Raw genomic sequence first — 23,240 nt, forward strand, 5'->3', positions numbered from 1 at the left:
TACCCCGGGCTCTTCCTCAGGTCCTGTCCGGGCGGTTCGCGGGGCGTTCGGCGGCCAGCAGGAAGACGACGGAGCGCTGGCGTTCGGTCCAGGTGCGGGTGTCGAGGCCGACGGACTGGAGCAGCGCGCACTCGACGGCGTACCCGTGTTCGGTGAGGGTGCGGCCGATGGCCTCGGCCTCGTCGCGGGTGGAGGCGTGGCTGACGATCCGCTCGGGGCGCCGGTCCGCGACGGCGGCGACGACCTCGGCTCCGCCTCCGCCGACCCGGACGACGTCGGGTTCGGGCAGGTCTTCGAGGACGTGCGGCGCGCGGCCGTTCACGATCTGGAGCTGCGCGCCCCGGCCGCGGGCGGTGGCGACGAGGCGGGCGCAGGCGTGCGGGTCGGCGTCCACGGCGATGACGGCGGCGCCGAACGCGGCGGCGTCCAGGGCGAGGGCTCCGGAGCCGGTGCCGATGTCCCAGACGAGGTCGCCGGGGCGCGGGCCGAGTCGGGCCAGTTGGGCGGCCCGCAGCGGCGCGGACTCGCCCTCCCCGGTGTCGGCCTGCGGTCGGGCCCAGCCGCGGTCGCCGCCGTGGGCGACGCCCTGGCCGAGCAGCCAGCCGGATTCGGCCGCCACGCCGGTCTGGGCGGCGCCGCCGATGACGATGACGACGTTGGGGTCGCGCCAGGTGTGGTCGGCGACCCGGTCGGAGGTGAGGACGGTGACCCGTTCGCGGTCGGTGCCGAGTTCCTCGCAGATGACGAAGGTCCGGTGGACTCCGCCGAGGAGCAGGGCCAGTTCGGCGGGGCCGGCGCCGGGTGAGGTGAGTACGGCGACCTTGCCGTGGGCGCGGCAGACGTTGACGGCGCGGCGCAGGGTGCGGGGGTGGGCCACGACGACCTGGGCGTCGTCCCAGGGCATTCCGGCGCGGGCGAAGGCGGCGGCCACGGCCGAGACGGCGGGGACGACCTCGACTTCGAGGCCGTGTTCGGGGGCGCGCAGGGTGCGTACGACTCCGAAGAAGCCGGGGTCGCCGTCGGCCAGGACCACGGCGGTGCCGCGGTGCCCGGCGATGCGGCGGGCGGCCAGGCCGAGGCTGCCGAGGCGGATGCGTTCGGCGCCCGGGGGGATCTCGGGGAGCGCGAGGTGGTGTGCGGCGCCGGCCACGAGGGTGGCGGCGGAGAGCGCGGACCGGGCGGCCGCGGTCAGTGGCGAACCGTCCCAGCCGATCACCGTGACCCGGTCGGCCATCGTCGTCAGTCTCCTGGGATGCGTCGGGGGGCGGTCACGGTGAGACTACCTGGTCATCGGGTCAGCTCCAGTCGGCCCCGACGGGGTATCCGCTCGCGTCGGCGCGCTGCCCGAACGCGTACTGGTCGCCGTGGCCTGGGTGGCCGTCGTGGCCGTCGACGTCGTCCAGGTCCTCGGGGACCAGGCCCCAGACGATGAGGTCGCTGCGGGTCTCGATCCAGCCGCCGGCGCTGGTCTGGGCACGCACTATGCAGGCGTTGCGCAGGACTCCCTCGCTGATGCAGCCGATCTTCTGGGCGACCTGTTGGGAGGCGGTGTTGTCGGCGGCGGTGCGCAGTTCGAGGCGTTCGAACCCTCGGTCGCGAAAGAGCCACTGGGCGACGGCGAGCACGGCTTCGCCGGCGTAGCCCTCGCCGCGCGCCCAGGGCGCGGTGACGTAGCCGACCTCGGTGGTGAAGGTCCGCCAGTCGGTGTTCGTCAGTCGGACGAAGCCGACGAGGCGGTGGGTGAGGAACTCGGTGACGGCGAGGACGATCCCGCGGCCCTCGGTGCGTTCGGCGTGGGACTCGCGGATGGCCCAACGGTGCCCGTGGGCACGGGTGTACGGGTGCGGGGCACCGCTCCAGGCGATGACGTGCTCGTCGTTCATCATCTCGACCAGCGCGCTGACGTCGTCCACCTCGAAGGGGCGCAGCACCAGCCGGTCCGTGCTGATGGTGACGTCCGGGAAGGTGGTAGTCATGCGCAGCTCCATGCCTGAGACCGTGGTGCGACCGTGTTGCGGGACCGTTTGTGCGGGTCGTAGGCCACAGCATGCAGCATCGGCCATGGGTTGTGCAGGGCCGGGTTGCCCGGAAACGGGCAGAGCGCGGCCCCGCACGCCGACGGGGGCGTGCGGGGCCGAAGTACCGCTGTGGATCAGGCCTTCGGGGCGCCGAAGGCGGGGACGACCGAGCCCTGGTACTTGTCGGCGATGAACTTCTTGACCTCGTCGGAGTTCAGGAGCTTGGCGAGCTTCTGGACGCGCGGGTCGTTCTGGTTCCCGTCCTTGACGGCGAGGAAGTTGGCGTAGGGGTTGCCCTCGGCCTTCTCCAGGACCAGCGCGTCCTTGGCGGGCGCCAGGTCGGCCTCGATGGCGTAGTTGCCGTTGATGATGGCGGCGTCCACGTCGTTCAGGGCGCGCGGGACCGTGGCGGCTTCCAGCTCCTTGAACTCCAGGCCCTTCTTGTCGGTGATGTCGGACAGCTTGGCGCTCGTGCCGACACCCTCCTTGAGGGTGATCAGGTTGTTGGTGGCGAGCAGTTGCAGCGCGCGGCCTTCGTTGGTGGTGTCGTTCGGGACGGCGATGGTCTGGCCGGCCTTGATGTCACCGATGGCCTTGATCTTCTTGGAGTAGAGGCCGAGCGGCTCCAGGTGCACGTTCACGACGGGCACGATGTGCGTGCCGTTCTTCTTGTTGAAGTCGTCGAGGTACGGCTTGTGCTGGAAGTAGTTGCCGTCGACCTGGCCCTGCTCGGTGGCGGTGTTGGGCAGGACGTAGTCCGTGAACTCCTTCACCTCCAGCTTGAGGCCGTCCTTGGCCGCCAGCTTGTCCTTGACGAAGTTCAGGATGTCGGCGTGCGGGCTCGGGGACGCGGCGATGACCAGCGGCTTGCTCTCGTCCACCGTGCCGCCGTCGCTCTTGGCGGACGGGTCCGAGGAGCTGCCGCAGGCGGTGAGGCCGAGGGCGAGCGCGGCGGAGGCGGCGGCGAAGGCGGTGAGCTTGATGTTCTTACGCACGAAGAGTGCCTTTCATTGCTTGCAAGGGCGCGGATCGCGCGCGGTTCTTGCGGGGTGGTGGCCCAAGCACGACAAGTGCGGGCTCTCTGGGGGTGGGTCTTGGGGGGTGGTTCAGGCCGTCCGGCCGCGGCGGGCCAGGACGCGCACCACGCCGTCGCCGATCAGCTGGATGATCGTGACGAGGGCGATCAGGACCACGACGGTGGCGACCATGAAGCCGGTCTCGAACCGCTGGAAGCCGTACGTGATGGCCTTGGAGCCGAGTCCCTCGCCGCCGACGGCGCCCGCCATGGCGGAGTAGCCGACGAGGGTGATCACGGTGGTGGTGACGCCGGCGATCAGGGAGGGCAGGGCCTGGGGCAGCAGGACCTTGCCGACCAGGGTCGGTACGCCGCCGCCCATGGACTCGACGGCCTCGACGAGGCCGTGGTCCACCTCGCGGACCGACGTCTCGACGAGCCGGGCGAAGAAGGGGATGGCTCCGATGGCGAGCGGGACGATCATGGCGGTGGGGCCGATGAAGGTGCCGACGACCGCCGTGGTGACCGGGATCAGGAAGATCAGCAGGATGATGAACGGCAGCGAGCGGCCGATGTTCACGATCACGCCGAGGACCTTGTTCAGCGGCTGGTTCCGCAGCAGGCCGCCCTTGTCGGTGAGAACGAGGAGGATGCCGATCGGCAGGCCGCCGGCGACGGTCACCAGGGTGGACCACAGGACCATGTACAGGGTGTCGTACGTGCCCTGGGTGAGCAGGGGCTGCATCTCGGACCAGGTCACTTGGCACCTTCCTTGACCAGTGCGTCGGTGATCGTGTTCACCGCGGTCTGTACGTCTTCGACCTCGTCGACCACGTCGATCTGGAGGCCCTGCTCGCGCAGGAAGCCCACGGGAACGACGTTGTCCTCGTAGCGGCCGGGCAGCTCGATGCGCATGCGGCCGATCTGCTTCCCGCCGACGGTGTCCATCGCCGCGCCGAGGATCGATATGTCGATGTTGTAGGTCCGCGAGAGCTGGGAGATGACCGGCCGGGTCGCGGCTTCGCCGTGAAAGGTGACGTCGACGACCGTGCGGTCGGGGCCGCCGGCGGCGCCGCTGACGGGGAACAGCTCGGCGGCCAGCTCGGAGCCGGGGGTGGCCAGCAGTTCGGAGACGGTGCCGGACTCGATGACCCGGCCGTTCTTCATCAGCGCGGCGGAGTCGCAGACGGCCTTGACCACGTCCATCTCGTGGGTGATGAGCAGGACGGTCAGGCCGAGCTGTCGGTTGAGGTCGCGCAGCAGCTGCAGGATCGAGCGGGTGGTCTCGGGGTCCAGGGCGCTGGTGGCCTCGTCGGAGAGCAGCACCTTGGGGTCGCCGGCCAGGGCGCGGGCGATGCCGACGCGCTGCTTCTGGCCGCCGGAGAGCTGGGCGGGGTAGGCCTTGGCCTTGTCGGCGAGGCCCACGAGGTCGAGGAGCTCGGCGGCCTTGCGGGAGCGCTCGCGGCCGGAGATCCCGAGGATCTCCAGGGGCAGCTCGATGTTGGCCTGCACGGTGCGCGAGGACAGCAGGTTGAAGTGCTGGAACACCATGCCGATGCGGCTGCGGGCCTCGCGGAGTTCCCTGCCGGCGCGCCGGCCGCGGCCGGCGAGCGCGGTGAGGTCCACGCCGTCGACGGTGACGGTGCCGGTGGTGGGGCGCTCCAGCAGGTTCACGCAGCGGATGAGGGAGGACTTGCCGGCGCCGCTCTGGCCGACGACTCCGAAGACCTCGCCCTCGCGGACGTGGAGATCGACGCCGTCCAGGGCGGTGACCTCGCGGCCACGGGACTGGTAGACCTTCGTGAGGCCCGATGTGGTGATCACAGGAATTCCGTCGCTGTCGAGTGCACGGCGGTGCGGGGTGCCGGGCACGGGGCAAACATCAGGGGACGCGTCACGGGGCGAACCATCACGAAACGGCGATGGCGGCGTGTGCGCGGGGCAGGAGCGTTCCGGGTGTCACACGGTGGTGCCGGACGGGGCTCGGCCGGTCTCGCTTCGGGGCGCGAGACTGCAAGGAAGGGGCCCTCAGAAGGCGCACATTCGACACATACAACGAGCACCGGGCGTCGTGGTCGCCTCGGTCGCAAGGGTGCGGCTGCTCGTCGTGGTCATGGCCCCAGTAAAGCAGACCTGTCACCTCACCGATCAATGACGTCCGGATAGCGGACGATTATCGACCACATTCCGGACAGCGCTGATCAGTCTCAGCCGCCTGTCCGGACCGTCACACCGGCGCCCGTGACCTGCACCGACACGGCCGGGAGGTCCCGCACGACCACGTCCGCGTCGAGCCGCGCGGCGGGTGGGTTGTGGTCAAGGCCACGGTCCGCATGCCGGCCGCCCGACCGGCGGCCGGGCCGGCGGGGGCGTCCTCGAAGACCACGCAGCGGGCCGGATCGACCCGGAAGGCCTGCGCGGTGATCCCGTGCTCGCGGGCCACCGGGTCCAGCAGCGGCGCGCCGACTCCATGGACGAGATCAGGGTGCCGTCGTTGTCGAACAGCAGGGCGTCGACCCGCGTGACGCAGGTGCCCGCAGGGGTGTCGTGCGCGGCCGCGCGCTCGTGATGTGCGTCTGCGGGCTTCACGCCTTCCAGGAAAGCCCGCGCCGAGGGGTGAGCGCATCGGGTCTTTCGGCCCGTAATACCCTCGCTGCATGCTCGACGCCCTGACGGTCGCCATCGGTGTGGCCGCACTCGCCCTCGCCGCCTGGTGCGGTTTCGCCGCACTGCGGGACCAGCCGACCAAGGACTGGCACTTCATCGGCATGGCCGTGGTGACCGTGCTGGTCCTGGCCCAGCTGGTGATCGGCCTGGTGCAGCTGGGTCGGGGCGAGAAGGCCGACGAGGGCACGGTGATCTTCGTGGCCTACCTGTTGGGTGCCTTCGCGGCGGTCCCGGCCGCCGGGATGCTCTCGCTCACCGAGCGGACCAAGTGGGGTTCGGTGACGGTGGCCGCGGGCGCGGTCGTCCTGGCCGTGCTCGAAGTGCGCCTCTACGACATCTGGGGAACCGCCGGTGCCTGACATGCCCGACACCGATTCCGCCGCGGCCCCGCCCGCCCCGGCGCGCGAACGGCTGGTCTCCGGACCCGGCCTGCTGCTGGTCTGGCTGTACGGGGTGATCACGGTCGGCGCGGTCTCCCGGTCGGCCTACCAGATCTCCACCGAGTTCGACCGGGCGCCGCTGCCGTACGCCCTGTCGGCGGTGGCCGCGCTGGTCTACGCCTTCATCACGTACTCACTGGTGCGCGGCGGGGAGACGGCCCGCAAGGCGGCGCGGGTCTGCTGCGCCGCCGAGCTGACCGGCGTACTGGTCGTGGGCACCTGGACGCTGGTGGAGCCCGACGCCTTCCCGGACGCGACCGTGTGGTCGGACTTCGGGATGGGTTACCTGTTCATCCCGGTGATCCTGCCGATCACCGGGATGCTCTGGCTGCGCCGGCGCCGACAGGGCTGAGGGCTCCACCCCGGGGGCCGGCCGGTGGTGACGGTCGACCGCCCCGAGGTGGGGACGGCCGACCGGAGGTGACGGGAGGTCAGGCGCTGACGGCGAAGTCCGAGGCCTTCGCCTCCTTCTCCAGGATCACCAGCAGCACGCCGTCGGAGGCGGTGCGGTCGCCGACCCGGATGTAGCCCGCCTTGCGGTACAGCCGGAGGTTGGCCTCGCTCTTGTGGCCGGTGTGCAGGCGGAAGCGGCTGGTCCCGCCGTCGTCCGTGAGCGCCGCCTCGACCGCGCGCAGCAGCCGGGCGCCCAGGCCGTGGCCCTGGAGGCGGGGGTGGACGCAGAGCTTGGCGATGCTGCCCGTGCCGTCCTCGTCCACGTTGCCGCGGACGGTGCCGACCACCTCGTCGCCGAGTCGGGCCACCAGCACGGTGTCCGTCTCCAGCTCCGCCTTCAGGGAGTCGAGCGACTGGGTGAGCGGTTGGATGAGGTAGTTGCCGTACAGCTCGGCCTCGCGCTGGAACGCCAGGTACTGCAGCTTGAAGATCTGCTCCGCGTCCTCGGCGGCCGCCGCCGAAATGGTCACACTCATGCCCATGTGCGCATGCCTCCCGCTCACCTGGTGGCCCGTTGGTCTACCGCTCCCTTCCCCGCAGGTCAGGAGCCGCAACCTCTGCAGCCAGCATTCTGCGCAGACATCCCAGGCAACGGGAACGTACGGGTCCCAAACTTCCTTGTGAGATACCCAACTCTCCTGCGATTTCACGGTAGGTGAGATCCCTGGGCGACAGAAGTGCCCCTATGAGTTCCGGACAACGTCCGGGCAACCGGGCGACAGCCGATCGGAGGACACGGTTGACCTCCCCGTGCAGGGCCGCGTCCTCCGGTTCGGCGCCGGCGCTGCCCGGGCGGGCGCCGTAGGGGACTTCGCGCCGGGCCCGGCGGCGCGCCCCGCGGGCCTCGGCGCGCACCGCCCGGCGCAGCCAGCTCGCGCGGTCGGCCGGCTCGGGGGCGGGCCCGCCCTCCAGCAGCCTGACCCAGACGGCTTGTTCCAGGTCGGCCGCGTCCACTCCGGCGGCCGGCGCCTCCGCGGCCGCCTCGGCGGAGAGCAGCGGTCCCAGTTCGTTCAGGAGGTCGGCGTCCTTCAGCAGTTCCATGCCGGGCGGGACGCGGGGGTTCGGCCCGGCGGTTTCCGCGCCGGACCCGGAACACTCGTACGAGAAACTCCGTGTGCCCGTTGACGCGTTCGGCCGGCGTTCCCGGCGGGGCCGCGGGTGCGGTCTAGCCGCGTGCGCCGCGGCCCGGGCGGAAGTCCTCGGCCGCGAGCAGTCCGGTGTCGGGGTTGTCGGTGAAGATCCCGTCGATGCCCAGTTCGAAGTACTTACGGAAGGCGCCGAAGGCGTCCCCGTAGTCGGCCGGGTCGGTGCCCCTGCGGTATTCCGCCGGCAGGAAGCTGTTCTCGTTCCGCGCCGTGTAGGGGTGCAGCAGCAGGCCGCGCGCGTGGGCGTCGCGCACCAGCGTGGTCGGTTCGCCGAGCCGGCCGTCCGCGGTGCGCGGCACGACCAGGTCGAGGGTCGGGCCGATCCCCTGGGCGAAGCCGGCGATCCACTTCAGGCCGGCGGGCTTGACCAGGTCGGCGACCGTGCGCGGGTCGCCGGCGACCTCGAAGTCCCACGGGCGGGTGTTCGCCGCCGACAGCAGCACCACGCGGGGGGCCGACACCAGCCGGGCGAGCCGCCGGATGCTGGACGGTTCGAACGACTGGAGGAAGAGGGGCGCGTCGCGGCCGTCGCGGCCGTACCGGCGCAGCAGCCGGGCCAGCGGTTCCTCCAGGCCCAGGCCCAGCCCCCGGAAGTACGTGGGGTGCTTGGTCTCGACGTGCAGCCAGATCCGCCTGCCCCGGCGGTCGCCCTCGCGGTCCGCCCAGCGCAGCACCTCCTCGAAGGTGGGCACGGCCCACCGGCCGTCGTAGAGGGTGTTGCGCCGGCGGACGGCGGGGATGCGTTCCTTCGCGCGCAGCGTCTTCAGTTCGGCGAGCGTGAAGTCCTCGGTGAACCAGCCCGTGACGGAGACCCCGTCGACGGACTTGGTGGCGCGCCGGGACGCGAACGCGGGGTGGTCGGCGACGTCGGTGGTGCCGCCGATCTCGTTCTCGTGACGGCACACGAGGTGCCCGTCCTTGGTGGGGACGAGGTCCTGCTCGATGATGTCGGCGCCAAGGTCGAGGGCCAGTCCGTACGAGCCCAGGGTGTGCTCGGGCCGGTAGCCGGACGCGCCCCGATGGCCGATCACCGTCGGGACGGGAAGGTCCCGGTAGCCGCCGCGTCCCGTGCCCGCGGCCGCGGCGGTCGGCGCCGAGAGTCCGACGAGCCCGCCTCCCGCCGCCAGGACCGCCGCTCCCAGTACCGCGCGCCGCGCCGTCCCACCCTGCGTCATGCCACTCCCCGTTCGGACAGGGGCCGGTGGTCCCGGGGCCTGTGGTGGCCCGGTGTCAGACGGCCCGAATCGGCGTGCCGATGGTAGGCAGCGGTGGATGGCCCGCAGGGGCCGCGTGGCCGAATTTGGCGCGAACGCGCGTCAACACTGCGTATCCGACACGTGAACCCGATGTGCGATCAGTGATGACCCGCGAGTATCGTCCTCACCTGCACTACCACTGTGTGGTGCGCAACCCGCGTTTCGATGCCGGAGGGCTCACGTTGTTCCGTACCGCGCTCATCAAGGCCACCGTCGGACCCGTCATGCGGCTGATGTTCCGCACCAAGGTGGAGGGCATCGAGAACATTCCGGGCACCGGGGCGGTGATCCTGGCGGGCAACCACCTCACCTTCATCGACTCGATGATCCTGCCCCTGGTGTGCGACCGGACGGTGCACTTCATCGGCAAGGACGAGTACGTGACGGGCAAGGGCCTCAAGGGTCGCGTGATGGCCTGGTTCTTCACCGGCTCCGGGATGATCCCGGTGGACCGGGACGGCGCCAACGGCGGGGTCGCGGCCCTGATGACCGGTCGCCGGATCCTCGAAGAGGGCAAGATCTTCGGCATCTACCCGGAGGGCACCCGCTCCCCCGACGGCCGGCTGTACCGCGGTCGCACCGGCATCGCCCGTCTGACCCTGATGACGGGCGCGCCCGTGGTGCCGTTCGCGATGATCGGCACCGACAAGCTCCAGCCCGGCGGCAAGGGCATGCCCCGCCCGGGGCGGGTCACGCTGCGCTTCGGCGAGCCGATGGAGTTCTCCCGGTACGAGGGCATGGACCGCGACCGCTACGTGCTGCGCGCCGTCACCGACTCGGTGATGGCCGAGGTCATGCGCCTGTCCGGCCAGGAGTACGTGGACATGTACGCCACCAAGGCGAAGGCCGCCTGATCCGGTCCCCCGCCGCCGCTACTGGCGGCGCAGTGACCGGCTGACGCCCGCCGCGGTGGTCGTGGCGAGGATCCAGCCGGTCACGATCAGCAGGTACGACAGCCACTGGTACCGGCCCCGTGGTGCGAAGGCGCCCTCCTGCCCGAATCCGATGATCGGCAGCATCAGGTCGATCGTGTAGAACACCGCGTTGAACTGCGGGGCCTCGTCCGCCTTCAGCGCCGGCGGCGGCTCCAGCCCGTACGCGATCCACCCCGTGAGCAGCAGGGCCAGCAGCCAGCCCGCCGCCCGCATCGGCCGGTATCCGTAGCCGACGGTGACGTCTTGCAGCAGTCCCCACAGCCGGGCGTGCCGCGGCTGGGTGCGCCGGTGCCGGCGGAGCTTGGCGAGTTGGACGGTCCGGGCCGCGAGCTCGTCGCCGACCGTGCGGTAGGCCGCGGCGAGCTGCTCGTAGGCGTACGGAAGGTACCCGGACTCCTCGCGTTCCAGGGCGGGGAGCCGTCGCTCGGCCGGCAGGTGCGGGGCGAGGGTGCGGTAGGTCAGGCCGTCGAGGCGGATCCGCTCCGGCCAGGTGTCGGGCTCGATGTGGAGCAGGTCGAAGGTGGAGCGGCGCAGGTTGACGTCGCCCTGGAGCTTCGCGCAGGACCGCAGCCAGACCTCGCCGATCACGCAGCTCGACGCGCGCAGGGCGACCCCGCCGGGGTTGACGAACCGGGCGTGGGCGAAGTTGAGCTGGCCCGGGACGCGGGCTCCGCTGAGGTTGACCCGGCCCCGGGCCTCCATCCGCATGGCCCGCAGGTCGGTTCCGACGGTCAGGTTCTCGGCGTGCAGGGCGGTGCCGCCGGGGGCGTACAGGCGGGCGCCGTCGAGGTTGATCTGGCCGCCGACGACGGCGCCGTTGACGCGCGTCTGGCCGTGGACGGTGAGGTCCATGGCGATGACGTCGGTGGCGATCTGGGCGTGGTTGATCTGGAGCAGCGGTTCCTCGTCCGGATCCTGTCCGTCGGGCGCGTCCGGGTTCCCGAGGACCGCCCGCCGGATGAAGAGGCCGCCGGATATCCGGGCGCCCTGGAGGCGGACGGGCCCGGTGATCCGGCAGCAGGACAGTCGCAGCGCGACGTCGACGCTCACGGTGGCGCCGGTCAGGCCGGGCAGCGTCGAGTCGGACAGGACGAGGGCGCGCAGCTGGGCCCCGTGGACGAGGGGTTTGCGTTCGAACCAGCAGCCCCGCAGGCGGATCCCGTACGGCACGACCGCGTACTTGAGGTCCAGTTTGCCGGTGATCCGGGCGCCCCTGACGTTGAGCCCCGGCACCTGGCCGGCGGCCGGGGCCCCGCTCAGCACCAGGGCGGTGATCACCTCGGCGCGCAGGGTCCGCTCGGGCCCCCAGGAGGCGCCGCCCGAGGAGTCCTCGTCGGGCGACGGCCTGAAGTCGACGCCTTCGCCGCGCGGGAAGGCGTCCCATACGCGGCGCTCGGCCGGCGTCAGCTCGTTGATCTCCATCGCCGGGATGGTGTCCCGCCCGTCGACGGACTGTCAACCGCGCGCGGGACAGCCTTCCTTGACCGGCGATCAGGGCAGCGCGATCAGTGCTCGATCCCGTCCTGGAGCTTCTGCCCCTTGAGCAGGAACCAGGCGGCCACGGCGGTGGCCAGCAGGACGGCCGCGCCGACGCCGGAGGCGAGTCGCAGCCCGTCCACGAAGGCGATCTGCGCCGCGTCGACCATGGTCCGGGCGGTCTGCGGGTCCAGCGACTTGGCCGCTTCGACGGCGCCGCCGAGCGATTCGTGCGCCGCGTCGGCGACCGGGCCGGAGACGGACGCCGGGGCGTTGAAGCCCTGGTAGACGCCGGTGACGATGGAGCCGAGCAGGGCGATGCCGAGGGCGGCGCCGAGTTCGTACGCGGTCTCGGAGACGGCCGAGGCGGACCCGGCCTGTTCCTTGGGGACGCTGGAGAGGATGACGTCGGCGGTGACCGTGAAGGAGAAGCCCGCGCCCAGGCCGACGACGAGCAGGGCCGCGCCGAGCAGCGGGTACCCGGTCTCCTTGTGGATCACGGTCAGGACGGCCAGGGCCGCGCCGATGGCGGCGAGGCCGCCGCTGACCAGTACCCGTACCGAGTACTTGCGGGCGTACCGGCCGGCGAGCAGACCCGTGGCCACGGCGCCGATCGCGGCGGGCAGCTCCGCGAGGCCCGCCTCCAGCGGTTGGCGCCCCTGGACGAGCTGGAGGAACTGGGACAGGAAGAAGACCAGCCCGGACAGCCCGAAGACGGTGAGCAGGTCGGCGAGGACCGCGCCGGAGAAGCCGCGGTGCTTGAACAGCCGCATGTCGAGCAGCGGCGCGGTCAGCGTGAACTGGCGGCGCACGAAGGCGTAGAGCGTTCCGAAGCCGAGGACCGCGATGCCCGCGGCCTCCCACGAGGGTCCGTGGGTGGCGGCTTCCTTGACGGCGTAGACGACGGCGATGATGCCGACGAGGGAGAGGGCGACGCTGACCAGGTCCCAGGGCCCGGCGACCGGGTTCTTGGACTCGGGCAGCAGCTTGATGCCGACGATGACCAGGACGATCATCACGGGAAGGTTGATGAGGAAGACCGAGCCCCACCAGAAGTGCTGGAGCAGCGCTCCGCCGACAACGGGACCGACGGCCGCGCCGGCCGAGGCGGTGGCGCCCCAGATGCCGATGGCGAGGCTGCGTTCCCTGGGGTCGTGGAAGATGTTGCGGATCAGCGCCAGGGTGGACGGCATCAGGGTGGCGCCGGCCACGCCGAGCAGGGCGCGGGCCACGATCATCATCTCGGGGCTGCTCGCGTAGGCGTTGAGCACGGAGACGGCGCCGAAGGCCGTGGCACCGATGAGCAGCAGCTTCTTGCGGCCGATGCGGTCGCCGAGGGAGCCCATGGAGACGAGCAGGCCGGCGATGACGAAGGAGTAGATGTCGCCGATCCACAGCAGCTGGGTGCCGGACGGCTTGAGGTCCTCGCTGAGGGCGGGGGTCGCGAGGCCGAGTACGGTGGCGTCGACCGCGACCAGCAGCACGGCCAGGACGAGCACGGAGAGCGCCAGCCAGCGCCCCCGACTCTGTCCCTCCGTCCCCGTCCGCCTGCTCAGCTCTTCGGTACGACTCATTTCTCCACGCTCCGTCGTGCGCCACCGAGCAACAGCTCGATGATCATGTACTGGAAGTCCTTGGCCGCGACCCGGCCGTCCATGACGGCCCAGGCGCAGGTGCCGACCAGCCCGTAGAGGGCCTCGGTGAGCCAGGCGGGGGTCAGGTCGATCCTGATGTCCCCCTCCTCCTGGCCGCGCCGGAACAGGGCGCTCACGCGGGCGTCGAGCCGGGCCCAGCCCTCGTTGACCTCGTCGCCCTCGAACAGCTGGTTCTCGGTGACGAGGAAGGCCAGCAGCTGGGCGTTGGGCTCCACCTCGGCGACGAGCCGGGTGAGCGCGTCGACGGCCGTGTCCTCGCCGAGGCGGGCGTTGTCGAACGCCACCTCGAACTCGCGGATCCCCAGTTCCTCCAGGGCCCGCACGAGGGCGTCACGGCCGGCGAAGTGCCGGTGGAGAGTCGCGCGGCCGATGCCGGCGGCGCGGGCGACCTCGTCCATCGTCGCGGTCGATTTGCGGGAGAGCAGGGCCGCCGCGTCGCGGAGCACCTGGTCACGATCCATGGCCATGAGACAACCATAACCCGAATGAGACAAGTTTGTCTCATTGAAGTGACCAGAAAATCAGCTGCCCCTGCGGACGGCGGAAGGAATCCTGGGGTTGCCCCGGCTCCCGTACATCGACTGGCCGCAGATGCACGGCCGGGCGCCGCACGGCACCTTCTGGAAGACGCAGTACGTCCTGGAGTACGCAGGAGGGCGGCCCTTCGCGTGGATCGACGACGACATCACCGCGATGGACCGGGAGTACGTCGACCAGCGCCATCCGGCGCGCACCCTGCTGATGCGGATCGACGAGCGGATCGGGCTGACCCGGGCCGGCTTCGACGCGTTGGCGCACTGGGCGGCGTAGGACGGACGGGCAACCGGCGGACGGACGGCGCGGCACGCCGAAGGGGCGGCCGGAGCGGGTGCTCCGGCCGCCCCCTTCGGGTCATGCGGCTGTCTACGGCTGCTGTTGTCGTACGGCTACTGCTTGTGGGTCGCCCAGGCGTGCTGGATGACCAGGTCGGCCTTGAGTTCGGTGAGCTGGGTGGCCACCGCCGAGGGGGCGGTGCCGCCGCGGCCGTCGCGGGAGGCCAGGGCTCCGGCGACGTTCAGGACGGTACGGACCTCGGGGGTGAGGTGCTCCGAGATCTTCGCGAACTGCTCGTCGGTGAGCTCGTCGAGCTCGATGTCCAGCGCCTCGCACTCCTTGACGCACTCGCCGGCCACCTCGTGCGCCACCCGGAACGGCACACCCTGCTTGACCAGCCACTCCGCGATGTCGGTGGCGAGGGAGAAGCCGGCCGGAGCCAGCTCCTCCATGCGCTCCCGGTTGATCGTGAGGGTGGCCATCATGCCGGTGAAGGCGGGGAGCAGGACTTCGAGGGTGTCGCAGGAGTCGAAGACGGGCTCCTTGTCCTCCTGGAGGTCCCGGTTGTAGGCGAGCGGGAGGGCCTTGAGGGTGGCGAGCAGACCGGTCAGGTTGCCGATGAGCCGGCCCGACTTGCCGCGCGCCAGCTCGGCGATGTCCGGGTTCTTCTTCTGCGGCATGATCGACGAGCCGGTGGAGAAGGCGTCGTGCAGGGTGACGAAGGAGAACTCCTTCGTGTTCCAGATGATGATCTCCTCCGCGATCCGGGACAGGTTGATCCCGATCATCGCGGTGATGAAGGCGAACTCGGCGACGAAGTCGCGCGAGGCCGTGCCGTCGATCGAGTTGCCGACCGAGCCCCGCTCGAAGCCCAGGTCGGCGGCGACCGCCTCCGGGTCCAGGCCCAGCGAGGAGCCCGCGAGGGCGCCCGATCCGTACGGGGAGACCGCGGTCCGGGTGTCCCACTGGCGCAGCCGCTCGGCGTCCCGGGACAGGGACTGCACGTGGGCCAGCACGTGGTGGGCGAAGAGCACCGGCTGGGCGTGCTGGAGGTGGGTCCGGCCCGGCATCGCCACGTCGGCGTGCGCCTCGGCGAGTCCGACCAGCGCGTCCTGGAGGTCCGCGATCAGGCCGCCGACGATCCGGGCGTGGTCGCGCAGGTACATCCGGAAGAGGGTGGCCACCTGGTCGTTGCGGGACCGGCCGGCGCGCAGCTTGCCGCCGAGGTCGGCGCCGAGCCGCTCCAGGAGACCCCGTTCCAGGGCGGTGTGGACGTCCTCGTCGGCGATGGTGCCGACGAAGGAACCGTCGGCCACGTCGGCTTCCAGCCGGTCCAGGCCGGTGATCATCCGGTCCAGTTCCTCGGCCGTGAGGAGACCCGCCTTGTGCAGCACGCGGGCGTGGGCCCGGGAGCCGGCGATGTCGTACGGCGCGAGGCGCCAGTCGAAGTGGACCGACGCGGACAGTTTCGCGAGGGCCTCGGCGGGGCCGTCGGCGAACCGGCCGCCCCAGAGCCGAACGTCACCGTTGTTGCTGCTCACAGCTACTGCTCCTCAGGACTGCATGCTCGGATGTGCGCGGACTCCCCGCCGCGGAGGTGTCGGGGAGGCCGATCTCGTACTGCGTAACGACCCAACGACTGGGACTCAGGCGAGGTCGCGGCGTGCGGCGATCTTCGACGAGAGGCCGAAGATCTCGATGAAACCCTGGGCCTTGGACTGGTCGAAGGTGTCGCCCGAGTCGTAGGTGGCCAGGTTGAAGTCGTAGAGCGACGCGTGCGACCTGCGGCCCGTGACGACGGCGCGGCCGCCGTGCAGGGTCATCCGGATGTCGCCGCTCACGTGCCGGTTGACCTCGTCGAGGAAGCCGTCCAGGGCGCGCTTGAGCGGGGAGAACCACAGGCCGTCGTATACCAGTTCGCCCCAGCGCTGCTCGACCTGCCGCTTGTGACGGGCCAGTTCGCGCTCGACGGTGACGTTCTCCATCTCCTGGTGGGCCGTGATCAGCGCGATCGCGCCCGGAGCCTCGTACACCTCACGGGACTTGATGCCCACGAGACGGTCCTCGACCATGTCGATCCGGCCGACGCCCTGGGCGCCGGCGCGCTCGTTGAGCTGCCGGATGGCCTGGAGCACGGTGACGGGCTTGCCGTCGAGGGCGACGGGGACGCCCTCCTCGAAGGAGATGACGACCTCGTCGGCCTCGCGCGGGAGCGCCGGGTTCGCGGTGTACTCGTATATGTCCTCGATCGGCGCGTTCCAGATGTCCTCCAGGAACCCCGTCTCGACCGCGCGCCCGAAGACGTTCTGGTCGATGGAGTACGGGGACTTCCTGGTGGTCGCGATCGGGAGGTTCTTCTCCTCGCAGAAGGCGATCGCCTTGTCCCGGGTCATCGCGTAGTCGCGGACCGGGGCGACGCACCTCAGGTCGGGGCCGAGGGCGGCGATGCCGGCCTCGAAGCGGACCTGGTCGTTGCCCTTGCCGGTGCAGCCGTGGGCGACGGTCGAGGCGCCGTGCTTGCGGGCGGCCGCCACGAGGTGCTTGACGATGACCGGTCGGGACAGGGCCGACACCAGCGGGTAGCGGTCCATGTAGAGGGCGTTCGCCTTGATCGCCGGGAGGCAGTACTCGTCGGCGAACTCGTCCTTGGCATCCGCGACCTCGGCCTCGACGGCGCCGCAGGCGAGGGCGCGCTCGCGGATGACGTCCAGGTCCTCGCCGCCCTGGCCGACGTCCACGGCGACGGCGATGACCTCGGCGCCCGTCTCCTCGGCGATCCAGCCGATGGCGACGGAGGTGTCCAGACCGCCCGAATAGGCGAGAACGACGCGCTCGGTCACGGGTGCCTCCTCACGGTGTGTTCGACATGATGCATTCAACGACAGGCATAACTATGCACTGCTCCGTATGTTTCGTCAATCGACCTCGTTTCCAGCGCTCCGGCCTGCGGTGATTCGCCGGCCCGGGCCGCATGAACGAGGCTGCGGCGCTCGCGCATGGGTCTCGGAGGGTGAAACGCGCGGCGGGCGTTCGTATGACCGTGGATGATCAGGTCATGGGAAAACTTCATGAACGGATAGACGGCCGCCTGCGGAAATTCATCGAGGAGCAGCCGGTCTTCTTCACCGCCACCGCGCCGCTCGCAGGGGACGGCCACGTCAACCTCTCCCCCAAGGGCCGCGCCGGGACCCTCGTCGTCATCGACGAGCAGACCCTCGCCTACCTGGACTTCGGCGGGAGCGGCGCCGAGACCATCGCCCACGTCCGCGAGAACGGCCGCATCACGCTGATGTGGTGCGCGTTCTCCGGTCCGCCGAACATCGTGCGCGTCCACGGGGAGGGCGAGACGGTCTTCCGTGACGACCCGCGCTGGGGCGAGCTGATCGCCCTGTTCGGGGACGCCGACGGGCCCTCGGCCCGGGCGATCGTCGTGGTCCACGCCCGCCGGATCTCGGACGTGTGCGGCTACGCCGTCCCCTTCATGGAGTACCAGGGCGAGCGCACCCTGCACGCGGAGTACTTCGCCCGCAAGACGGACGAGGAGTTCGCCGCGTACTGCGAGAAGAAGGTCGCGGTGAGTCTCGACGGCCTGCCTGCACTGCCCGTGCCCCTTCCTGCCCGTACCGTCTGACAGGTGCTGCGTACCGCTCTCCTCGCCGGTTCACTGTTCGTCACCAGCCTGCTGTGGCCCGGCCCCCCGCCCCTGCCCACGCCCCTGCCCGCGCGCCTCGCCGACACCGGGGGCGGCAGTCAGCTGATCGTCGCCGTCGCCCCCTCCGCCGGGTCCACGACCGGCCGGCTCACCTGGTGGGACCGGCGGGCTGACCACTGGTACGAGGTGGGCAGCGCCCCGGCCCGGTTCGGGGCGAACGGCCTGACCGAGGGCACGACCCGGGTCCAGGGTACGAGCACCACCCCGGCCGGCCTGTACGGGCTGCCGTACGCGTTCGGCATCGAGGCCCCGCCCGCGGGCACGGAGTACCGCGGCCTGTACCGGCGGGTGACCGAGGGTTCCTGGTGGTGCCAGGACAACGCGTCCGGCAGCTACAACCGCTGGGTGGAGCCGCTGCCCGCCGACTGCGCGCCCGGCGAGGCGGAGCACCTGATCACGTACCGGCAGCAGTACGCGTACGCGCTGGTGATGGACTTCAACTACGAGCGGCCGGTACGCGGCCGGGGCGCGGGCATCTTCCTGCACGTCGACGGCAAGGGCGCGACGGCGGGCTGCGTGTCCGTGCCGGAGGGGTCGATGCGCGCGATCCTGCGCTGGGCGGACCCCCGGCGGCACCCGCACATCGCGGTCGGCACGCAGGACGGCCCGCTGGCCGTGACGCGCCACTAGGCAGGTGCACCAGGGCGGTCCGGCGGGCGTCCGGTGCTACCCGACGCGACGCGCGCGGCGCGCGGCGGGCGGGGCTCAGCCCTCCTTCTGTGCCAACCGCAGCAGGTGGTCGGCGAGGGCCTGACCGCCCGCCGGATCGCGGCTGATGAGCATCAGGGTGTCGTCGCCGGCGATGGTGCCGAGGATCTCCCGGAGTTCGGCCTGGTCGATCGCGGAAGCGAGGAACTGGGCCGCTCCGGGCGGGGTGCGCAGGACCACGAGGTTCGCGGAGGCCTCGGCGGAGATCAGCAGTTCCCCGGAGAGGCGCCGCATGCGCTCCTCCTTCGCCGACTCCCCGAGCGGGGCCTGCGGGGTGCGGAAGCCGCCCTCGCTGGGGACCGCGTAGATCAGCTCGCCACCCGTGTTGCGGATCTTGACCGCGCCCAGCTCGTCGAGGTCGCGCGAGAGCGTCGCCTGGGTGACGCTCAACCCGTCGTCGGCCAGCAGCTTGGCCAACTGACTCTGCGAGCGCACCGGTTGCCGGTTGAGGATGTCCACGATCCGGCGGTGGCGTGCGGTGCGGGTCTGGGGGACGGACTGGCCGTTCTGCTCGTGTTCCTGCGCCTGACTCATCGTCGTCTCATTCCCCGGTTCGTCCGTCCCCGTTGGCTGCGTCGTTGGCTGCGTCCCTGGCAGCGTCGAGTACGCCGGGCAGTGCCCGGAGGAACGCGTCCGCCTCCGCCTCGGTCAGTACGAACGGGGGCATCAGCCGTACGACGTCGGGGGCGGGCGCGTTCACCAGGAAGCCGGCGCCCTGAGCCGCCTGTTGCACCAGTGGCGCGAGGGGCTCGGTCAGCACGATACCCAGCAGGAGGCCGGCGCCGCGCACGTGGGAGACGAGGCCGTGGCCCAGCCCCTCGATCCCGGAGCGCAGCCGCTCGCCGCGCTCCTTGACCCGGTCGAGCAGGTCGTCGGCGGCGATGGTCTCGATCACGGCGAGGCCGGCGGCGCAGGCGACCGGGTTCCCGCCGAAGGTGGTGCCGTGCTGGCCGGGCCGGAGCAGGTCGGCGGCCGGGCCGAAGGCCGCGACGGCGCCGATGGGGAGGCCGCCGCCCAGGCCCTTCGCGAGCGTGACGAGGTCGGGTTCGACGCCCTCGTGGGCCTGGTGCTCGAACCACTGGCCGCACCGACCGATGCCGGTCTGCACCTCGTCGAGCACGAGCAGGGTCCCGGTGGCCCGGGTGATCTCACGGGCGGCGGTCAGGTAGCCCGCGGGCGGGACGACGACGCCGATCTCGCCCTGGATCGGCTCGATGATCACCAGCGCGGTCTCCTCGGTGACGGCGGCCCGCAGGGCCTCCGCGTCGCCGTACGGGACGTGCGTGACCTCGCCGGGCAGGGGCAGGAAGGGCTCCTGCTTCTTGGGCTGGCCGGTGAGCGCGAGGGCGCCCATGGTCCGGCCGTGGAAGCCGCCGTCGGTGGCCACCATGTGGGTCCGCCCGGTCAACCGGCCGATCTTGAAGGCGGCCTCGACGGCCTCGGCGCCGGAGTTGCAGAAGAAGACCCGTCCCGGCCGGTCGAAGAGCCGGAGCAGCCGTTCGCCGAGCGCCAGCACCGGCTCGGAGGCGTACAGGTTGGAGACGTGGCCGAGCGTGGAGATCTGCTCGGTGACCGCGGACACGATCGCCGGGTGCGCGTGACCGAGGGCGTTGACCGCGATGCCGCCGACGAAGTCGGTGTACTGCTTGCCGTCCGCGTCCCAGACCTGGGCGCCCTCACCGCGCACGAGGGCCAGCGCCGGAGTGCCGTAGTTGTCGGTCAGCGCGCCCTGCCAGCGGGCGGCGAAGCGCTGGTTGCCGGTCTCCTGGTCGCCGGTCATACCGGTTCCCCTCCCTGTGCGTCGGGCACGACCATCGTGCCGATTCCCTCGTCCGTGAAGATCTCCAAGAGGATCGAGTGCTGGACCCGTCCGTCGATCACGCGGGCGGTGTTCACCCCGTGGCGCACGGCGTGCAGGCAGCCCTCCATCTTGGGAACCATGCCGCTGGACAGCTCGGGCAGCAGCTTCTCCAACTGGCTGACGGTGAGCCGGCTGATCACCTCGTCGCTGTTCGGCCAGTCCGCGTACAGGCCCTCGACATCGGTGAGGACCATCAGCGTCTCGGCGCCCAGCGCGGCGGCGAGGGCCGCGGCCGCCGTGTCGGCGTTCACGTTGTAGACGTGGTGGTCGTCGGCGCTGCGCGCGATGGAGGAGATGACCGGGATCCGGCCGTCGGCCAGCAGTGCCTCGATCGCGCCCGTCTCGATGGCGGTGATCACTCCGACCCGACCGATGTCGACGAGCTCGCCGCCGATCTGCGGGCTGTGCTTGGTCGCCGTGATGGTGTGGGCGTCCTCGCCGGTCATGCCGACGGCGAGCGGCCCGTGCTGGTTGAGCAGCCCCACCAGCTCGCGCTGGACCTGCCCCGCCAGGACCATGCGTACGACGTCCATGGCCTCCGGGGTGGTGACGCGCAGGCCGGCCTTGAACTCGCTGACCAGGCCCTGCTTGTCCAGTTGGGCGTTGATCTGCGGTCCGCCGCCGTGTACGACGACGGGCCGCAGGCCGGCCTGGCGCAGGAAGACCACGTCCTGGGCGAAGGCGGCCTTGAGGTCCTCGTCGATCATGGCGTTGCCGCCGAACTTGATCACGACGATCTTGCCGTTGTGGCGGGTGAGCCAGGGCAGGGCCTCGATGAGGATCTCGGCCTTGGGCAGCGCGGTGTGCTTCCTCGCGGTGCTCATGAGCTGTACGCGCTGTTCTCGTGGACGTACTCGGCGGTCAGGTCGTTGGACCAGATCACCGCGGACTCGGTGCCGTTCGCCAGATCGGCGGTGATGCGGACCTCGCGGTCCTTCATCGAGACCAGGTCGCGGTCGTCGCCGACCGAACCGTTGCGGCACACCCACACGTCGTTGATGGCGACGTTCAGCCGGTCCGGGTCGAAGGCGGCCCGGGTGGTGCCGATGGCGGAGAGCACCCGGCCCCAGTTGGGGTCCTCGCCGTGGAGGGCGCACTTGAGGAGGTTGTTGCGGGCGATGGACCGGCCGACCTCGACCGCGTCGTCCTCGCTGAGCGCGCCGACGACCTCGATGCGGATGTCCTTGCTCGCGCCCTCGGCGTCGCCGATCAGCTGCCGGGCGAGGTCGTCGCAGACGGTCCGTACGGCCTCCGCGAAGTCCTCGTACGCGGGCACCCGGCCGGACGCCCCCGAGGCGAGCAGCAGCACGGTGTCGTTGGTGGACATGCAGCCGTCGGAGTCGACCCGGTCGAAGGTGGTGCGAGTGGCGGCGCGCAGCGCCTTGTCGAGGGTGTCGCCGTCCAGGTCGGCGTCGGTGGTGAGGACGACGAGCATGGTGGCCAGCCCCGGGGCGAGCATGCCCGCGCCCTTGGCCATGCCGCCCACCGTCCAACCGCCCCGGGTGACGGCGGCCGTCTTGTGCACGCTGTCGGTCGTCTTGATGGCGATGGCCGCGTCCTCCCCGCCGTCGGCGGCGAGGGCCGTGACGGCGGTGTCCACGCCGGCGAGCAGCTTGTCCATGGGGAGCAGGACGCCGATCAGGCCGGTGGAGGCGACGGCGATCTCGCCGGCGTTGTGGTCGCCGCCGAGCGCGGCGGCGACCCTCTCGGCCGTGGCGTGGGTGTCCTGGAAGCCCTTGGGCCCGGTACAGGCGTTGGCGCCACCGGAGTTCAGGACGACCGCGCTGACGGTGGCGCCGCGCAGGACCTGCTCGGACCAGTGCACGGGCGCGGCCTTGACGCGGTTGGAGGTGAAGACGCCCGCGGCGGCCAGGCGCGGCCCGTTGTTGACCACGAGGGCCACGTCCGGACTGCCGTTCGTCTTGATTCCGGCGGCGATGCCCGCCGCCGTGAACCCCTGTGCTGCCGTGACGCTCACGGTGCGACTCCGATCGTGGAAAGACCCAGGCCCTCGTCGAACCCGAGGGCGATGTTCATGCTCTGCACGGCGCCGCCGGCGGTGCCCTTGGTCAGGTTGTCGATGGCGCTGATCGCGATGATCCGCCCGGCGGACTCGTCGTACGCCACCTGCACCTGGGCGGCGTTGGAGCCGTGGACGGACTTCGTGGCGGGCCACTGCCCCTCGGGGAGCAGGCGTACGAAGGGCTCGTCGGCGTACGCCTTCTCGTACGCGGCGCGGACCGCGTCGGCGGTGGTGCCGGGGAGGGCCTTGGCGGAGCAGGTGGCGAGGATGCCCCGGGCCATGGGCACCAGGGTCGGCGTGAAGGACACCGAGACCCGCCGGCCCGCGAGGGGGCTCAGGTTCTGCACCATCTCGGGCGTGTGGCGGTGACCGCCCCCGACCCCGTACGGGCTGACCGAGCCCATCACCTCGGAGCCGAGCAGGTGGGGCTTGAGGGCCTTGCCGGCGCCGGAGGTGCCGGTGGCGGCCACGATCACGGCCTCCGGTTCGGCGAGCCCGGCCGCGTACGCCGGGAACAGCGCGAGCGAGACGGCGGTCGGGAAGCAGCCGGGAACGGCGATACGCTTGGCCCGCTCCAAGGCCGCGCGGGCCCCGGGCAGCTCGGGCAGTCCGTAGGGCCAGGTCCCGGCGTGCGGAGCGCCGTAGAACCGGTCCCAGTCCGCGGAGTCCTTGAGCCGGTGGTCGGCGCCCATGTCGACGACGAGCACGTCCTCGCCGAGCCGCGCGGCGACGGCGGCGGACTGGCCGTGCGGCAGGGCGAGGAAGACGACGTCGTGCCCGGCGAGGACCTCGGGCGTGGTCGCCTCCAGGGTCCGGTCGGCGAGCGGCACGAGGTGCGGTTGCAGGGCGCCGAGGGGTTGGCCCGCGTTGGAGTTGCCGGTCAGCGCGCCGATCTCCACCTCGGGGTGCGAGAGCAGCAGGCGCAGGACTTCACCGCCCGCGTATCCGCTCGCTCCGGCCACCGCTACACGTACCACCATCGGACCCTCCTCATCGATGGCATGACTATACGTATCTACGCAGGTTTATGCAAAGCTGCACAGCCCGGTCCTGCCCGGCGCCG

At 71.3% G+C, this 23,240-nt stretch carries 23 protein-coding genes and 2 pseudogenes; 6 read left to right on the forward strand and 19 right to left on the reverse strand.

The genetic code is table 11. The features are described from left to right. Window positions 1-16: 16 nt before the first annotated feature. The 6 genes and pseudogenes from cbiE to ACIRO3_RS17480 form a co-directional block, all read right to left on the reverse strand. On the reverse strand, window positions 17-1,234 hold the full coding sequence (cbiE, locus tag ACIRO3_RS17455; RefSeq protein ID WP_404137379.1) for a precorrin-6y C5,15-methyltransferase (decarboxylating) subunit CbiE: 1,218 nt from the start codon (window positions 1,232-1,234) through the stop codon (window positions 17-19). Window positions 1,235-1,295: 61 nt separating this feature from the next. Continuing rightward, the gene (locus ACIRO3_RS17460) at window positions 1,296-1,976 is read right to left on the reverse strand and encodes a GNAT family N-acetyltransferase (RefSeq protein ID WP_404137382.1); all 681 of its coding nucleotides are present in this window, start codon (window positions 1,974-1,976) and stop codon (window positions 1,296-1,298) included. 176 nt (window positions 1,977-2,152) lie between these two features. Next, the gene (locus ACIRO3_RS17465; protein WP_361785484.1) at window positions 2,153-3,013 is read right to left on the reverse strand and encodes a MetQ/NlpA family ABC transporter substrate-binding protein; all 861 of its coding nucleotides are present in this window, start codon (window positions 3,011-3,013) and stop codon (window positions 2,153-2,155) included. A 111-nt stretch (window positions 3,014-3,124) separates the two neighbouring features. Next, the gene (locus ACIRO3_RS17470) at window positions 3,125-3,793 is read right to left on the reverse strand and encodes a methionine ABC transporter permease (protein ID WP_361785481.1); all 669 of its coding nucleotides are present in this window, start codon (window positions 3,791-3,793) and stop codon (window positions 3,125-3,127) included. Next, window positions 3,790-4,857, reverse strand: a complete 1,068-nt coding sequence (locus ACIRO3_RS17475; RefSeq protein ID WP_361785478.1) for an ATP-binding cassette domain-containing protein — start codon at window positions 4,855-4,857, stop codon at window positions 3,790-3,792. Before ACIRO3_RS17475 ends, ACIRO3_RS17470 begins: the two co-directional genes overlap by 4 nt. A gap of 383 nt (window positions 4,858-5,240) precedes the next feature. Beyond that, window positions 5,241-5,505, reverse strand: a pseudogene (locus tag ACIRO3_RS17480) (HAD-IA family hydrolase). A gap of 185 nt (window positions 5,506-5,690) precedes the next feature. Between ACIRO3_RS17480 and ACIRO3_RS17485 the strand changes: the two are divergent. Then, the gene (locus ACIRO3_RS17485) at window positions 5,691-6,059 is read left to right on the forward strand and encodes a hypothetical protein (RefSeq protein WP_366000844.1); all 369 of its coding nucleotides are present in this window, start codon (window positions 5,691-5,693) and stop codon (window positions 6,057-6,059) included. Window position 6,060: 1 nt separating this feature from the next. After that, window positions 6,061-6,492, forward strand: a complete 432-nt coding sequence (locus ACIRO3_RS17490) for a hypothetical protein (RefSeq protein WP_404137387.1) — start codon at window positions 6,061-6,063, stop codon at window positions 6,490-6,492. Window positions 6,493-6,571: 79 nt separating this feature from the next. On the opposite strand, the gene ACIRO3_RS17495 is transcribed toward ACIRO3_RS17490, so the two are convergent. The 3 genes from ACIRO3_RS17495 to ACIRO3_RS17505 all read right to left on the reverse strand — a co-directional run bounded on the left by ACIRO3_RS17495 (window position 6,572) and on the right by ACIRO3_RS17505 (window position 8,913). Further along, window positions 6,572-7,075 (reverse strand): GNAT family N-acetyltransferase, encoded by a 504-nt coding sequence (locus ACIRO3_RS17495; protein ID WP_361785469.1) that lies wholly within the window; start codon window positions 7,073-7,075, stop codon window positions 6,572-6,574. Window positions 7,076-7,112: 37 nt separating this feature from the next. Next, a complete protein-coding gene (locus ACIRO3_RS17500) occupies window positions 7,113-7,634 on the reverse strand; it encodes a sigma-70 family RNA polymerase sigma factor (protein WP_361785466.1) in 522 nt (173 codons plus the stop codon). A 124-nt stretch (window positions 7,635-7,758) separates the two neighbouring features. After that, window positions 7,759-8,913, reverse strand: a complete 1,155-nt coding sequence (locus ACIRO3_RS17505) for a glycerophosphodiester phosphodiesterase (RefSeq protein WP_404137390.1) — start codon at window positions 8,911-8,913, stop codon at window positions 7,759-7,761. A 305-nt stretch (window positions 8,914-9,218) separates the two neighbouring features. On the opposite strand from ACIRO3_RS17505, the gene ACIRO3_RS17510 reads away from it, so the two are divergent. Then, window positions 9,219-9,848 carry a lysophospholipid acyltransferase family protein gene (locus tag ACIRO3_RS17510; RefSeq protein WP_351763380.1) on the forward strand — a complete coding sequence of 210 codons (630 nt, stop codon included), beginning with the start codon at window positions 9,219-9,221 and terminating at the stop codon, window positions 9,846-9,848. Between the two features lie 18 nt (window positions 9,849-9,866). Here ACIRO3_RS17510 and ACIRO3_RS17515 read toward each other — a convergent pair whose 3' ends face one another. From ACIRO3_RS17515 to ACIRO3_RS17525, 3 genes are all read right to left on the reverse strand, one after another. Next, window positions 9,867-11,351, reverse strand: coding sequence for a membrane-associated oxidoreductase (locus ACIRO3_RS17515; RefSeq protein ID WP_404137392.1), 1,485 nt, complete (start codon window positions 11,349-11,351; stop codon window positions 9,867-9,869). An 83-nt stretch (window positions 11,352-11,434) separates the two neighbouring features. Further along, entirely contained in the window at window positions 11,435-12,979 is a 1,545-nt protein-coding gene (locus tag ACIRO3_RS17520) for an MFS transporter (RefSeq protein WP_404137395.1), read from the reverse strand. Continuing rightward, the gene (locus ACIRO3_RS17525; protein WP_404137398.1) at window positions 12,976-13,527 is read right to left on the reverse strand and encodes a TetR/AcrR family transcriptional regulator; all 552 of its coding nucleotides are present in this window, start codon (window positions 13,525-13,527) and stop codon (window positions 12,976-12,978) included. The genes ACIRO3_RS17520 and ACIRO3_RS17525 overlap by 4 nt, the downstream gene beginning before the upstream one ends. 85 nt (window positions 13,528-13,612) lie before the next feature. Here ACIRO3_RS17525 and ACIRO3_RS17530 point away from each other — a divergent pair. Beyond that, window positions 13,613-13,870, forward strand: a pseudogene (locus ACIRO3_RS17530) (hypothetical protein); the annotation flags it as partial. Window positions 13,871-13,986: 116 nt separating this feature from the next. On the opposite strand, the gene argH reads toward ACIRO3_RS17530, so the two are convergent. Together argH and ACIRO3_RS17540 are read right to left on the reverse strand one after the other, a co-directional pair. Beyond that, the gene (argH, locus tag ACIRO3_RS17535; RefSeq protein WP_361785447.1) at window positions 13,987-15,414 is read right to left on the reverse strand and encodes an argininosuccinate lyase; all 1,428 of its coding nucleotides are present in this window, start codon (window positions 15,412-15,414) and stop codon (window positions 13,987-13,989) included. A 105-nt stretch (window positions 15,415-15,519) separates the two neighbouring features. Next, complete coding sequence (locus tag ACIRO3_RS17540) at window positions 15,520-16,713, reverse strand: argininosuccinate synthase (protein WP_404137402.1); 1,194 nt, start codon at window positions 16,711-16,713, stop codon at window positions 15,520-15,522. Window positions 16,714-16,928: 215 nt separating this feature from the next. On the opposite strand from ACIRO3_RS17540, the gene ACIRO3_RS17545 reads away from it, so the two are divergent. Both ACIRO3_RS17545 and ACIRO3_RS17550 read left to right on the forward strand, forming a co-directional pair. Then, window positions 16,929-17,504 carry a pyridoxamine 5'-phosphate oxidase family protein gene (locus tag ACIRO3_RS17545; RefSeq protein ID WP_366149542.1) on the forward strand — a complete coding sequence of 192 codons (576 nt, stop codon included), beginning with the start codon at window positions 16,929-16,931 and terminating at the stop codon, window positions 17,502-17,504. A 3-nt stretch (window positions 17,505-17,507) separates the two neighbouring features. Beyond that, window positions 17,508-18,215, forward strand: a complete 708-nt coding sequence (locus tag ACIRO3_RS17550; protein WP_404137405.1) for a L,D-transpeptidase — start codon at window positions 17,508-17,510, stop codon at window positions 18,213-18,215. A 75-nt stretch (window positions 18,216-18,290) separates the two neighbouring features. Here the strand turns inward: ACIRO3_RS17550 and ACIRO3_RS17555 are convergent, their stop codons facing one another. The 5 genes from ACIRO3_RS17555 to argC are packed head-to-tail and all read right to left on the reverse strand — an operon-like array spanning window position 18,291 to window position 23,157. Next, window positions 18,291-18,827 (reverse strand): arginine repressor, encoded by a 537-nt coding sequence (locus ACIRO3_RS17555; RefSeq protein ID WP_053681932.1) that lies wholly within the window; start codon window positions 18,825-18,827, stop codon window positions 18,291-18,293. Window positions 18,828-18,834: 7 nt separating this feature from the next. Beyond that, complete coding sequence (locus ACIRO3_RS17560; RefSeq protein WP_404137409.1) at window positions 18,835-20,073, reverse strand: acetylornithine transaminase; 1,239 nt, start codon at window positions 20,071-20,073, stop codon at window positions 18,835-18,837. Beyond that, complete coding sequence (argB, locus tag ACIRO3_RS17565; RefSeq protein ID WP_404137412.1) at window positions 20,070-20,978, reverse strand: acetylglutamate kinase; 909 nt, start codon at window positions 20,976-20,978, stop codon at window positions 20,070-20,072. Before argB ends, ACIRO3_RS17560 begins: the two co-directional genes overlap by 4 nt. Further along, window positions 20,975-22,132, reverse strand: a complete 1,158-nt coding sequence (argJ, locus tag ACIRO3_RS17570; protein WP_404137414.1) for a bifunctional glutamate N-acetyltransferase/amino-acid acetyltransferase ArgJ — start codon at window positions 22,130-22,132, stop codon at window positions 20,975-20,977. The genes argB and argJ overlap by 4 nt, the downstream gene beginning before the upstream one ends. Then, window positions 22,129-23,157 carry an N-acetyl-gamma-glutamyl-phosphate reductase gene (gene argC / locus ACIRO3_RS17575; RefSeq protein ID WP_361785429.1) on the reverse strand — a complete coding sequence of 343 codons (1,029 nt, stop codon included), beginning with the start codon at window positions 23,155-23,157 and terminating at the stop codon, window positions 22,129-22,131. The genes argJ and argC overlap by 4 nt, the downstream gene beginning before the upstream one ends. Window positions 23,158-23,240 lie beyond the last annotated feature (83 nt).

This window comes from Streptomyces sp. NPDC102278, from assembly GCF_044766345.1.
Lineage (GTDB): Bacteria > Actinomycetota > Actinomycetes > Streptomycetales > Streptomycetaceae > Streptomyces.